The organism is Pseudomonas sp. FP1154 (assembly GCF_030687245.1).
GTDB lineage: Bacteria > Pseudomonadota > Gammaproteobacteria > Pseudomonadales > Pseudomonadaceae > Aquipseudomonas > Aquipseudomonas rhizophila.
On sequence record NZ_CP117465.1, the window covers coordinates 5,140,347 to 5,153,507 of the forward strand.

Genomic DNA, 13,161 nt, shown 5'->3' on the forward strand with positions numbered 1-13,161 from the left:
CGACGTCGAACCACGATTCGACGCCTGCTATTGATAACCGGGTCTGCAAGGCTGTTGAAAGATTCCTTATCTATATTCAGCAGCCTCAGCGGACGGATAACCGGGACCACCCGGAGACACGCCTGATGAGCGAGCTTTTTTACAACGCCGTGCCGAATGCGACCCGTGTCGCCCCGCCATTGCCCGAGCCTCGGCAGTACCCCAGCAACAAGCCCGAACGGGTTTACCTGTTCGGAACCTGCGTGGTGGACCTGTTCTATCCCGAAGCCGGGATGGATGCGATTCATCTTCTGGAGCGCGAAGGGATCCGGGTGGACTACCCGCAAGGGCAGACCTGTTGCGGACAACCGGCGTACACCTCCGGTTACACCGAGCAGGCCCGGACGGTAGCGCGGGCGCAATTGGCGTTGTTTGCCGGGGATTATCCGGTGGTGGTGCCGTCGGGCTCCTGTGCCGGCATGCTGCGCGAGCATTACGCCGACCTGTTCAAGGACGAACCCGATACGCTCAAACAGGTCCAGGCCCTGGCGGCCAGGACCTATGAATTGGCCGAGTTTCTGCTGTTTGTCTGCAAGGTGCAGTTGAACGACAGTGGCGAACCGGTGAAGGTCGCGCTGCACACCTCCTGCTCGGCACGACGGGAAATGAACACCCACCTGCATGGCCGCGCCTTGCTGGCGCAGCTGGACAACGTGGAGCGCGTCGAACACAGCCATGAAAGTGAATGCTGTGGGTTTGGTGGGACGTTCAGCGTGCGCATGCCGGATATTTCCGGCGCGATGGTGGCCGACAAAACCCGCGCGCTGAAGGAATCCGGCGCGCACCAGGTCGTCAGTGCCGACTGCGGTTGCCTGATGAATATCAATGGCGCCCTGGAGAAACAGCAGCAAGCATTACGGGGGCAGCACCTGGCGAGCTTCCTCTGGCAGCGCACCGGGGGTGTCGTATGAGCACACCGACGCTGATTCCGACCGTTGAGGTGCAGGAAGATTTTCGCGCCAGGGCCCACAAGGCACTGGACGACACGCAACTGCGAAACAACTTTCGCACAGCGATGGATTCACTGATGACCAAGCGGGCAGCGTCCTTCAGCGATGCCCACGAAAGAGAACATCTGCGAGTGCTGGGCAATGCCGTCCGCGCTCGTGCGTTATCGAAGTTGCCCGACCTGCTCGAGCAGCTTGAAACCAACCTGACCCGCAACGGTGTGAAAGTACACTGGGCGGAAACGGTGGACGAAGCCAATGGCATCGTCCTCTCGATCATCCGCGCTCACGAGGCGCGGCAAGTGATCAAGGGCAAATCGATGGTCAGCGAAGAGATGGAGATGAACCATTTCCTCGAGGGTCGGGACATCGAATGTCTCGAGTCCGACATGGGGGAATACATCGTCCAGCTCGACCACGAGAAGCCTTCACACATCATTATGCCGGCGATCCACAAGAACGCCGGTCAGGTCGCGTCCTTGTTCCACGACAAACTTGGCGTGGAGTACACCAAGGACGTTGACCAACTCATTCAGATCGGTCGCAAGGTCTTGCGGCAGAAATTCTTCGAGGCTGACATCGGCGTATCCGGCGTCAACTTCGCCGTGGCCGAAACCGGCACGTTGCTGCTGGTGGAAAACGAAGGCAACGGGCGGATGTCCACCACCGTGCCACCGGTTCACATTGCCGTGACCGGCATCGAAAAAGTCGTGGAGAACCTGCGGGACGTGGTGCCGCTGCTCTCGCTGCTGACCCGCTCGGCCCTCGGCCAGCCGATCACCACCTACGTCAACATGATCTCCGGCCCACGCAAGGCCGACGAACTGGACGGCCCCCAGCAAGTGCACCTGGTCCTGCTGGACAACGGGCGCAGCCAGGCATTTGCCGACAGCGAACTGCGCCAGACCCTGAACTGCATTCGTTGCGGCGCCTGCATGAATCATTGCCCGGTCTACACCCGCATCGGTGGTCATGCCTATGGCGAGGTTTACCCGGGGCCTATCGGAAAAATCATCACGCCGCACATGGTGGGCCTGGCCAAAGTGCCGGACCACCCAAGCGCCTCTTCACTGTGCGGTGCCTGCGGCGAAGTGTGCCCGGTGAAGATTCCAATTCCGGCGCTGTTGCGGCGCCTGCGCGAAGAAAACGTCAAGGCACCGGACAGTCCAAACCCGGTGATGCGTGGCCAGGGCAGTAAGTATTCGCCCAAGGAGCGCTTCATCTGGAATGCCTGGGCCCGACTCAACAGTTCGCCGCGCCTGTATCGGCTGTTCGCTTTCCTCGCCACGCGCCTGCGCGCCCTGACGCCCGACAACGTCGGCCCATGGACGCAGAACCACAGCGCCCCCAAACCCGCCGCCCGCTCATTGCATGACCTGGCCCGCGAACACCTGAACCAGCAGGGAGACCGTCGATGAGCGCCAAGGACAATATCCTCGCCAAGCTGCGTAAAAGTCTGACCGGCACCACACCAGTGGCCGACAACTTCGATGTCGACCTGGTGACGAAAATCTATCGCTACGCCCCCGAGGAGCGCATCGCTCAACTGCGCAAACTGATGGAAGCGGTGCACACCGAGATCCATCTGACGTCTGGCGAAGGTTGGCCGGCGCTGCTGGCGCAGTTGCTGCGCGACCGTCAATTACCCAGCCTGCTCATCGCCCCGACGACGCCTCACGGGCAAAAAATCACACAGTTCTGGGCGAACAATCCCGAGCTGCCAACGCTCAAGGCCTACGACCGGCCTGTCGAGCAATGGAAAGCCGAACTGTTCAACGACACCCCCGCCAGCCTGACCGGGACCCTGGGTGCAATCGCGGCAACCGGCAGCCTGATTCTCTGGCCGACGCGGGAAGAACCGCGGTTGATGAGCCTGGTTCCGCCGGTGCATTTTGCTTTGCTCAAGGCCAGCGAAATCCGCGACAACTTCTATGAAGTGCAACAGGAATTCGCCTGGGCCCAGGGCATGCCCACCAACGCCCTGCTGGTCTCGGGTCCCTCCAAGACGGCCGACATCGAACAGGTACTGGCCTATGGCGCCCATGGTCCGAAGGATCTGGTGGTTCTGATTCTGGAGGACCAATGACGCTTCCGGCCCCTTTCCTGCGCGACGTACAGCAGCTGATCCCGCCAAAGCGCCGTTTCGACGACCCGCTGTCGACCTTGGCCTTCGGCACCGACGCCAGTTTCTATCGGCTGATTCCGAAACTGGTGATACGCGTCGAATCCGAAGATGAAGTGATCGCCCTGCTGAAACTGGCCCAACGCGACCAGGTCCCAGTCACCTTCCGCGCCGCCGGCACCAGCCTGTCCGGGCAAGCCATCAGCGACTCGGTACTGATCGTGCTGGGGGATAACTGGAACGCTCGCGAAATTCGCGGCGAGGGCATGCAGATCCGCTTGCAGCCCGGCGTGATCGGCGCCCAGGCCAATGCCTGGCTGGCACCGTTCGGCCGCAAGATCGGTCCCGATCCGGCATCGATCAACGCCTGCAAGATCGGCGGCATCGTCGCCAACAATGCCAGCGGTATGTGCTGCGGCACCGCGCAAAACACCTATCACACCCTCGCCGGCATCCGCCTGGTACTGGCCGATGGCACCCGTCTGGACACTGAAGATGAAACCAGCGTGGCGGCCTTTCGTACAAGCCATGGCGAGCTGCTGGAACGTCTGGCAACCCTTGGCCGCGAGACCCGCGCCAACACCGAACTGGCGGCTCGAATTCGTCACAAATACCGTCTGAAAAATACCACTGGCCTGTCGCTCAATGCCTTGGTGGATTACGACGAGCCTGTGGATATCTTGAGCCACCTGCTGGTGGGTTCCGAAGGCACGCTCGGCTTCATCAGCGCGGTGACCTACAACACCGTCATCGATCACCCGAACAAAGCCTCGGCGCTGATCGTCTTCCCGGACGTGGAAACCTGCTGCCATGCAGTCACGGTGTTGAAAAGCCAACCGGTATCGGCGGTGGAGCTGCTGGACCGGCGCAGCTTGCGTTCGGTGCAGGACAAACCGGGCATGCCGGATTTCGTACAGCATCTGTCGACAAATGCCTGCGCCCTGCTGATTGAATCCCGCGCAGCTTCGTCATCTTTGCTGCAAGAGCAACTGGCCCGGATCATGGCATCGCTGGCCGGTTTCCCCGTGGAAAAACAGGTCGACTTCACCGAAGACCCGCGAGAAAACGCGCGACTCTGGGCCATCCGCAAAGACACTTTCCCTGCGGTGGGCGCGGTACGCAAAACCGGGACCACGGTGATCATCGAAGACGTGACCTTTCCGGTCGAGCAACTGGCCCTTGGCGTGAACCGCCTGATTGAGCTGTTCGACAAACATCACTACGACGAAGCGATTCTTTTCGGACACGCGCTGGAAGGCAATCTGCACTTCGTCTTCACCCAAGGCTTCAACAACGCCGAAGAAGTTGCGCGCTATCAAGCATTCATGGATGACGTGGCGCAGTTGGTGGCGGTGGAGTTCGGCGGTTCGTTGAAGGCCGAACACGGCACCGGCCGCAACATGGCGCCATTCGTCGAACTGGAGTGGGGCAGCGACGCCTACCAGTTGATGTGGCAACTCAAACGCCTGCTCGACCCTAACGGCATCCTCAACCCGGACGTGGTGCTCAGCGAAGATCCACAAATTCACCTCAAGCACCTCAAGCCGCTGCCGGCGGCCGACGAGATAGTGGACAAGTGCATCGAGTGCGGCTTCTGCGAGCCGGTCTGTCCGTCCAAAGACCTGACCTTGAGCCCGCGCCAACGCATCGTGATCTGGCGGGACATCCAGGCGAAAAAGCGCGCAGGCATCGACACTTCAGCGCTGGAAACGGCCTACCAATACCACGGCATCGACACCTGCGCCGCCACCGGGTTATGCGCACAACGTTGCCCGGTCGGCATCAACACCGGCGAGCTGGTGAAAAAACTCCGTAGCCGCAGCGCAACACGTACGAAAACCGCCGATTGGCTGGCAAGCAATTTCGCCATCGCCCTGCAAGGCGCACGCTTTACCCTGCACGTCGCCAACGGTGCCCGAATGCTGCTGGGCGCGCCGCGACTGGCCCGCCTGTCAGCCGGCCTGACCCGGCTGTCGAAGGGTCAGGTTCCCCAGTGGGACAACGCCATGCCGCAGCCGGAAAAAGCCATTCGCTTCAGCCCTGCCGTCTGCGACGAACGCCCGCGCGTGGTCTATCTGGCCGCGTGTGTGTCGCGCGCCATGGCGCCGGCGGCGGGTGACAAAGAACAGATGTCGCTGTATGAAAAAACCCAACGACTGCTGGAAAAAGCCGGTTATCAAGTGGTCTTCCCAGACAACGTGGACAGCCTGTGCTGCGGCCAGCCTTTCGCATCCAAAGGCTACGCGGAACAGGCCGAGCACAAACGCCAGGAGTTGATCGGCGCCCTGCTCCACGCCAGCCGCGGCGGGATCGACCCGATCTACTGCGACACCAGCCCTTGCACGCTGCGTCTGGTCCAGGACCTGGGAAATGTTCGACTGGACCTGTACGACCCGGTGCGTTTCATTCGTACGCACTTAATGGACCGTCTCGAATTCACCCCGCAGGATGCACCGATTGCCGTACACGTCACGTGCAGTACCCAGCACCTGGGCGAGAGCCAGGCGCTGATCGACCTGGCGCGCAAATGCAGCAAGCAAGTCGTGATCCCCGAAGGCATCCACTGCTGTGGTTTTGCCGGAGACAAAGGCTTCACCACACCGGAGCTCAACGCCCACTCACTGCGAACGCTCAAGGATGCGGTGCAGTATTGCAGCGAAGGCGTCTCCACCAGCCGCACCTGCGAGATCGGTCTGACGCGCCATGGCGAAATCGACTACCACGGCCTGGTGTATCTGGTGGATCGCGTCACCCGGCCCAAATCTGCTGATGCTGAGGGGCTCCCCATCGCACCCGAAGAAAAATCGAATTCCTACGTTTCGCTGTAGTCACTTGAATAGGCCCAGCTCCGTTGGGCCCTTTACCGACTCGGGCCTGGCGGCGATGTCCGGCAGCACCGAGACCAAACGTTCAAGGAGATACACATGAAGCACACTGCATTTGCTGGCTTGTTCATTTCCGCTGCGCTGTTGGCCTCTCCGGTGTTCGCAGATAACCAGGCAGACCTTTGCCAGATCAATCTGCAGAAAATCAAAGACGCCCAGGTCAGCACCGAGCAGATGAGCGAAGGCATGAAAACCGAAATTGACGCCACCGTCGGACAAGCCACGGCGGAACAGGCCAAAGGCACCGAGGAAGGCACCAAGAACTGCATCTCGCTGACCACTCAGGCCATTCAGAAATTGCAGAACAACACCAAAGGCGATCAGTAGTAACCTCGCGTCAGGCCAACCTTCGGGTTGGCCTCAGCCGCGTATTGGCGTACACTGCACAGGCTTGTCGCTCCAGTTGATTCACGGAGCTACAGGCTCGGGGCCGTTTAGGATTCGACGCCGGTTGCGAAACTTTAGGTGCATGCCGAGTTGGTAACAGAACTCGTAAATCCACTGTTGCAACTTCCTATAGTTGCCAATGACGAAACCTACGGGGAATACGCTCTCGCTGCGTAAGCAGCCTTAGCCCTTCCCTTCTGGTACCTTCGGGTCCAGCAATCACCAGGGGATGTCCGTAAACCCAAAGTGATTGTCATATAGAACGGAATCGCCGTGCAGTACGTTGTGGACGAATCGGCTAAAACTTACACAACTCGCCCAAAGCACCCTGCCCGTCGGGTCGCTGAGGGTTAACTTAATAGACACGGCTAAGCATGTAGTACCGACAGCGGAGTACTGGCGGACGGGGGTTCAAATCCCCCCGGCTCCACCACTTCATCATCTAAAGACGTCCACGGACGTCTTTTTTTGTGCCTGAAATCCAGTAAATACGGGGGTTTCAGGGCCATTGAGCTCAGCAGAGGAGTCGTGAGTTCTCACCGGTTGAGTATTCCCATGGTATTCCAAGCCATCCGAGTCATTGTTTTGGGATACCAAAACGCTGACAGAGGTAGCTCTCATGCCTGCCTCCGCCTCTCCGACCGTCAGCTCAAGCCGGTCGAGATAAAGACAAGGATTTCGTCCTCAGCCATGGTGACCTTCACCGCTCTATCGGTCTGGAAGAGATTAGGGAATGACCGAGAATGCTGATCAATCGCTCGAATTCTGGACAGGCAACTTTTCAGCCTCGCTTACCCGCCTGCATCTGTTACAGCGTGGATACTCTCGTGCCCAATGAACGTGCTCGAAGAACAGCGCCGCAATGACAAAAAAGACGGGGACTTTTTGTGGCTGCCATCGTCAGTCAACAATCGATAGGTCTGTACCCGGACGACACATCTTGTTAGATTCCGTTAATGGCAAAAAGCCACTGATCACTACTGACAAGGACGTGAGATGACCAACGTTAACGTTTACCTGCGCGAGAACCTCGGCAGCGTTTCGAACAAAATGTCCATCGCTCCGCAGATCGACGAAAAAAAACTCAACAACGCAGTCAAATCATTCGCCTTCGGTGGCAACCCTTCCAACGTGGTCGCCCTGCTCGATAACACACTGCTGGGCAGCGGCAAGGACGGCATTCTGTTCACTGGTGAACAGCTCATCTATCGCGCTTCGTTCTCCGATCCAGTCAATGTTCCCTATGCCTCGATTGCCTCGGCGGAATACGTTGAAACTGTCACCGGCAGCAAGAGTGACAAAATCGAAGTGTCGCTGCTGATCCACCGCAACGAAGGTAGCAGCCTGTCCATTACCGGCCTACTGAACTGTAACTACCGCAAACTGGCGGAAACGCTACAAGCCTGTGTGCAGGACTTCGGCGAGTACAGGGAAGAGCGCCAACTAGTTTCCATCGATGAACTGAGCGAAGCGCTGAAAGTGGCCTACGTCCAGGCTGTCATCAATATGGCTTATGACAACGACGACATAATCGATGACAAGGAATTCGCTGAAATCCTGCAGTTGATGACGCGTCTGGACCTGAGCCCCGAAACTCGCTTTACCCTGAGGGCCTACATGGGCTCCAGCAATGCGCAAATCCCCCTGGAAACCTTGCTGGCCCGAATCGATAACCACAGCCCGGGCGGTCAAATCAAGGCGCTGCATATTTCCCTGGTCAAGGATCTGATCAATCTCTTCTACAGCACCGGTGGCCGGGATATTGGCGCATTCGGGTTTCTGCAAAAACACCGCGGGCTGTTATTAGTCAGCGATGAAGAGATCGAACTGGCCGTGCTGGCAATCAAAAACGACCACGACATGCTTCGCGATGACATGACCGATGACCAGATTGTCTCGGCCCTCAAACTACTGTCCGCCAAGGCTGCGGCCGTAGGCACTCCCTTGGCGGCGGTGTACTTGTCGGGGTCGGTGGTGGGCATGTCCGCCGCCGGGCTGACGTCTGGTCTGGCTAGCTTGGGCATGGGTGGTTTGCTCGGAATGTCAGGAATGATGACGGGCATAGGCGTCGCAGTGTTGATCGGCGTAGGGACCTATGCCGGCGTGCGCAAGCTGACTGGCGCCAACGAGCTGACCCGCTCCAAGCGTCGTGAGCTGATGCTCAATGAAGTGATCAAACAAACCCAACTGACCATTTCCCTAGTGATGAAAGACATCAATTTCATCACCGGCAAACTCAACGAATACATCCTGGCCCACGGCGCTCAGGACGAGAAAATCAAGAAGCTACTGGGCCTGATGACGCAAATGACCGGCGCCGGCACGGTACTGACCGACAAATCCAACTCCGCCCAGGCCAGCGCGACCAAATTGCGCTGCGCCCAGTACCTGGACGAAGGCAAGCTCAAGTCGCTGACTCGCGAACCGACCAAAGCCGAACTCTATGACTTCATCCGCGGCTTCTATGAGGAACGCTCGGTCGTGGTCACCAGTAAGGACGCCGAAGAACAAACGGTGACCAAACTCGGTATTAAACGCGATAAAAACAGCAAGGATCTGGAAAGCCTTGCCAGGGCCTTCGAGGCCGTTGGTTACTTCAACGTAAGCGACGTTCTCAAAGGCACGGCGGCAGACGTTGCCGGCAAGGCGCGTGAGAAACTGAGCGGTCTGTTCTCATGACGCAGAAGCGCTTTCTGGACGATCAGGCGCAGGCCATGCTCGTCCAGCAGCACCAGCTCGACAAGACCAATGCTCATCTGGACAGTATGCTCAGCTCTCTCAACAGCTTGAGCCAGGACCAGCGCAGCAACGACACACTGCTCGACAGTCTGCTGGCCCAGGCGCAGAGCATTGTCAACGAGCAGGACACAGTGTTCGTCGTCGAAGAGCAGGACCTGGTGGTCTTCGATGAATACTTGCTGGATGCACCGTCGGACTATCAAACGACGCTGCAACCCCTAGCCCTGCTCGACACCATTGACATCGATGCCGACACCGACTGGCCGTCCTACCTGTCGCAGTTGGAGAACTACGCCACGCGGCACGACCTCGCCTTCGCCCAAGACCCGTTCCGCGACTTGATGACCGACAGCCAGCGCATTGCGCTGGAGAAACGCATCAAGGACGAATTTTCGATAAAAGCGGCGGCCTGCGACAAATACGACTACATGATTGCCGGCACCTGCGGCCTGATCGGCGGCCTGGTGGATGTGCTGTTCGTCGGAGTCCCCGGGAAAGGGGCGCTGAGCAAGTGGGCAGACAACCAGACCGACAACGCGGTGCAGCGGTTTGCCAAGTTTAACGGCTGGAAAGGTCCGGGCAAGCCTGGCCAAGAGACCGCCAGCGCCATAGGTTTTCTCGAGAAAAAGTTCAAGATCAATTACGACCACGGCACCAGCCATGACACGGGCGGAGCTGTGAAGAATATGTCGCTCAGCAACCATCACGTCAAAAGCCTCGGCCATTCCCCGGATCTGGTCGGAATGTTTTTTTCCATCCTCGATCAGTTCAGCAACACAGCGCACTTCGTCGACAAGGGGAAGCTGATCAGCATCAATACTGACACCTTCGAGCTCAGCGGCAGCAACGTAGTCGCCAAGGTATTTGCCGGTTTTATGAATTGGTTGGGGCATTTGTTTTCCGACATGGCCGGCTCGTCGGGCGGGCGCGGCAAAGTGAACGCCGGGCGCGGTTCAGGCATTCCAATGCCCTTCTACTCGCTGCTGCAATTTATCAATGTGGGCTCTTTCGGACAGCATCGCCAGACGTTTTCGACCATAGCGGTGAAAGTCTTCGAGTCGGGCTACGACTTACGCCACGGGTTGGCGATGGCGATCCCCGTACTGATCACCGAACTGCTCACCCGAATGATGTGGGTTGTGAAGCAGCGCTTTTATCATGAACAGGATTGGCGCGATTGCGTCCCTTCCGCCAACAATCCGGAGTTACGCCGGATGCTGCTGATCGGCCACGGCACGTTGTGCCTGGTCGATACCACCGATGCGGCCCTGCGTTCGGGCGGCAACATCGTCGCCTTCATGTTGCGCAGCAACCTAGTGGCCTGGACCCGGTTCGGGACGCTGGCGATCAAGGAAGTCAAAGCCTACTACATGGCGGGGTCGCTGGATGTGGAAGCGGTGGATGCCTATCTGGATGCGGAATATGCGCGGTTGACGGGCACTTGACATAGTCTGTGAGAAAGAGAACAGGAGATAGATTTATTTATCAAAACAAATAAATCTGTCACTTCCCCACTAGTCTCTACCTGGCCTCATCATCAAACGAGAAATTTTCACCTAGAACTGGAAGCTCACTCATTCAGACTAACACCCACATCGTTAGCAAGCATATTTAATATTGACTCATCCAACGGCCAATCTTTAATCAATCTCTGCTTGCGCTTAAGCAACATCCAATACAGAAAGAAAACAACGGATTGCTGATAGAATACGTTTATCGAATATCTTTCAGAAACCCTGTCAACTAAGTCCGGTCTTTTAGCCAGCAATTTAGCTATGCTATCAACTAAACCAGCATCAACAAAAGATTCGTACTCACTCCAAACGACGAATGAGGATTTCTGATTATGAGCTACAAGCCCCACCAAGTTCTTGTAGATCGAGTCCAATCGACCACCTATCTCAAACTCCTGAAATGGCCCATAATTAATTAACTTAGTGGCCTGCGAGAAAAACTCGTCAGTAGTCTCAATGAGAGCCATACTCTTGGCTACAGTCCGATGCACTTCCGGACGAACTTCACGCTCAGACTTATAGATAGAGTCATGAGTAAGCTCAGAGTGCGCATGCTGTAGCAACGTGCGAATCTGCAATTCGCAAGCAACATCCGCACGTAACAAAACCCCATTATACTCAAAGTCTTGCTTCGGCCGCAGAATATAATGAACAGATTTATATGTGAACAGTAACGGATTAGTCCGCATATCCTCTTTGAAATTCTTACATGCGTCAAATGCCCAATCACCTAGAGCTTGGACCACGCTGCATATAAGATCAACATCATCAAGCAAGAGAACAACGAAGCGAGCGCCTACCTTATCCTCGATATCATTATAGGGATCTTTGTAAGTTTTCTTACGATTAAAAGCTTTGTCTATCAGCGACGAGTCATCTTTGAGCCTAGTTTTAGCAGGCACTTTAAGGAAGACATTTACATCCTTTCCGAGAGAGGTTAATTCATTGCTAATTTTGGCTACAACATAATCCCCCCAAGCCTGATACACAGGCTTATCATTATGCCACCTAGCTTTGAATTCCTCTTCGTTCATTCTTGACCGACCACTTTTTCTTTGATAATCACCTTAGTCCACTCTGTAGGATCTCCGGTCTCATCAGGATCACCATCGATAGTTTCAATAGTGACCAAATTTTTAAATGCTTCAGATGGCGCGGTGATTTTAACATTGCCACCGAAATTAACCTTTCTAAATTTTAGCTTGCTCTCAATTTGGGCGGTGTCTTTGGTGAAAGCGATTTCGGGAATCCCAGCCTCATACATATGATCGCAGAAAGCGTCTTGAGTATCCACATCAAAATACTGGGAGGCAAAATCCGCACAGCTAACCGTGGAAGAATTGCTCACCTTCAAATATGTCGTTAGGGCATTTAGAAAATCGTTTTTATTTGAAGCTGAAACGTTCAAATTAGAAATAAACTCGCTCGCCTCCTCATAAAACTGACGGGTCGTCCTAGCGCTAGTTTGCGGATATCCACATCCTAAAAAACCCGAATAAAAGTATTGAGCTGCAGCTTTGCCGTCTGCCTGGCTGATCTGATTATCAGAAACCATTACTACCCATCGCGCATTAAGGTCCTCACTCGAAGCCTCGGCAGTAGCTCTTTCAAAAAATCCAGCTGTTTTATAAAGCTTTGTACCAGGCGTCAACAAAACCTCCTCAACAAACTTCAATGAAATCTCATTAGTCCGTTGATTTACTTCTTTTTCATAAGCACTATGAATTTCAGCTTTAATTATACCAATAAAGCTCTTTAATGGATGACCCTGGCGTCCCGAAAATACAACAACAATCCCCCCCGGAATAGCCTTCCGATGCTGAGCATCGTTGAGTTTGGTTGCTACGTCGTATGAGGTAAAGGCAAAATCCGCATCATTCATATCAACCAAACGATCAATGATAACTGGAAGGTCATTTGGTCCCTGGTTGACAATTTCCATTTGGACTGCTTTTGAACCACTGCCAAGAGCATCACGAACCCTGCCCTTAAATGCCTCCATTGCAGTTAGATCGAACCGAGTAAAATCACGACTCCGGATAGGTTCTATTTTTTCCGCGTCTTCACCCCGGCGAAAAATCTGATGAATGATAATTCGATCTATTGTTAGATTTGAAAGCTCCATACCCACCCCGGACATTACGACATTATAATTATTAAAATGTAAAAAACAGGTGCTATAAATAGCGGCCCAATAGGCACTAGAAAGAGTGATGGTTTATTCTTAGCAGGAAGATATCTTTTAATCAAAAACTCATCCTTGAATCCATCAGTCCTTATGGCATTTAGCCACCCAATCAAATGTACTACCCTGCTTAGCCATCGGCAAGGGGAAAAGGTATGCCCAAGGCCAAGCAGCGACCGCGCAATCGTTTCGCATAAAATCGTGCTGTTTTTTGCGGGAAGAGACCAGTTGTCGAGTGAGACTATGTAGCTCGCGAGCAAGCGCCGGTAACTGCTGAGATGCTCGAAAACAGAGGTGGGCTATTTTACTTTTTCGATTTCCCTTCCGCTCTCATCTCACGGAG

General features: G+C 55.5%; 9 protein-coding genes and 1 other RNA gene. 8 read left to right on the forward strand and 2 right to left on the reverse strand.

Translation table 11 applies throughout. The features are described from left to right. Positions 1-125: 125 nt before the first annotated feature. The 8 genes from PSH91_RS23005 to PSH91_RS23040 all read left to right on the forward strand — a co-directional run bounded on the left by PSH91_RS23005 (position 126) and on the right by PSH91_RS23040 (position 10,564). Complete coding sequence (locus tag PSH91_RS23005) at positions 126-950, forward strand: (Fe-S)-binding protein (protein WP_107321857.1); 825 nt, start codon at positions 126-128, stop codon at positions 948-950. Next, positions 947-2,404, forward strand: a complete 1,458-nt coding sequence (locus PSH91_RS23010) for a LutB/LldF family L-lactate oxidation iron-sulfur protein (RefSeq protein ID WP_047229077.1) — start codon at positions 947-949, stop codon at positions 2,402-2,404. The genes PSH91_RS23005 and PSH91_RS23010 overlap by 4 nt, the downstream gene beginning before the upstream one ends. Then, on the forward strand, positions 2,401-3,072 hold the full coding sequence (locus PSH91_RS23015) for a lactate utilization protein C (RefSeq protein ID WP_305466830.1): 672 nt from the start codon (positions 2,401-2,403) through the stop codon (positions 3,070-3,072). The genes PSH91_RS23010 and PSH91_RS23015 overlap by 4 nt, the downstream gene beginning before the upstream one ends. Next, complete coding sequence (locus tag PSH91_RS23020; RefSeq protein ID WP_305466831.1) at positions 3,069-5,936, forward strand: FAD-binding and (Fe-S)-binding domain-containing protein; 2,868 nt, start codon at positions 3,069-3,071, stop codon at positions 5,934-5,936. The genes PSH91_RS23015 and PSH91_RS23020 overlap by 4 nt, the downstream gene beginning before the upstream one ends. A 96-nt stretch (positions 5,937-6,032) precedes the next feature. Continuing rightward, positions 6,033-6,320, forward strand: coding sequence for a hypothetical protein (locus PSH91_RS23025; RefSeq protein ID WP_047229080.1), 288 nt, complete (start codon positions 6,033-6,035; stop codon positions 6,318-6,320). A gap of 99 nt (positions 6,321-6,419) precedes the next feature. Then, positions 6,420-6,813: a transfer-messenger RNA gene (gene ssrA, locus PSH91_RS23030) on the forward strand. A 563-nt stretch (positions 6,814-7,376) separates the two neighbouring features. Next, positions 7,377-9,059, forward strand: a complete 1,683-nt coding sequence (locus PSH91_RS23035; RefSeq protein WP_305466833.1) for a hypothetical protein — start codon at positions 7,377-7,379, stop codon at positions 9,057-9,059. Beyond that, a complete protein-coding gene (locus PSH91_RS23040) occupies positions 9,056-10,564 on the forward strand; it encodes a hypothetical protein (RefSeq protein WP_076383519.1) in 1,509 nt (502 codons plus the stop codon). The genes PSH91_RS23035 and PSH91_RS23040 overlap by 4 nt, the downstream gene beginning before the upstream one ends. A 125-nt stretch (positions 10,565-10,689) precedes the next feature. Here PSH91_RS23040 and PSH91_RS23045 read toward each other — a convergent pair whose 3' ends face one another. Together PSH91_RS23045 and PSH91_RS23050 are read right to left on the reverse strand one after the other, a co-directional pair. Continuing rightward, the gene (locus PSH91_RS23045; protein ID WP_305466834.1) at positions 10,690-11,667 is read right to left on the reverse strand and encodes a GTP pyrophosphokinase family protein; all 978 of its coding nucleotides are present in this window, start codon (positions 11,665-11,667) and stop codon (positions 10,690-10,692) included. Continuing rightward, entirely contained in the window at positions 11,664-12,758 is a 1,095-nt protein-coding gene (locus PSH91_RS23050; protein ID WP_305466835.1) for a nucleoid-associated protein, read from the reverse strand. Before PSH91_RS23050 ends, PSH91_RS23045 begins: the two co-directional genes overlap by 4 nt. Between the last annotated feature and the right edge of the window lie 403 nt (positions 12,759-13,161).